Raw genomic sequence first — 413 nt, forward strand, 5'->3', positions numbered from 1 at the left:
GCACGGCCTGCGCGGTGGCCACATCCCTTATCCACCCGGACGTCACCCCGAAGAACCGGTCCACGGCCACGCACGCGCCAGCGCCCAGCAGCGCCAGATACCCCCAACCCCCGCCCCCGCCGCCGACCCCGTCCGGAACTCCACCATCCAGTCCGCGGTCTCCACCCGCACCAACTCGGTCACGTCCTCGGAAAACCTCCGCAGCACCCCGAGACACCGATCGGCCGCCTCCCCCGCGGTGCCCTCGGCCGGCCCCAGAACCTCCCGCACACTCTCCGAGGCCCAGTCGAACTGCAGCACCTGCAACCGCCGCTGCACGGCCTGCGCGGTGGCCACATCCCTTATCCACCCGGACGTCACCCCGAAGAACCGGTCCACGGCCACGCACGCGCCAGCGCCCAGCAGCGCCAGAT

General features: G+C 72.2%; 2 protein-coding genes. Both read right to left on the reverse strand.

All coding sequences use genetic code 11. The annotated features are described in order from the left end of the window. Positions 1-70 (reverse strand): hypothetical protein (locus tag TN53_RS49735; protein ID WP_420719176.1); only part of this gene is annotated, 70 nt, incomplete at its 3' end. Next, on the reverse strand, positions 43-413 hold a 371-nt coding region (locus tag TN53_RS42625), incomplete at its 5' end, for an SLATT domain-containing protein (protein ID WP_046264292.1). The genes TN53_RS49735 and TN53_RS42625, both read right to left, overlap by 28 nt.

The organism is Streptomyces sp. WM6386 (genome assembly GCF_000972385.1).
Classification (GTDB): domain Bacteria; phylum Actinomycetota; class Actinomycetes; order Streptomycetales; family Streptomycetaceae; genus Streptomyces.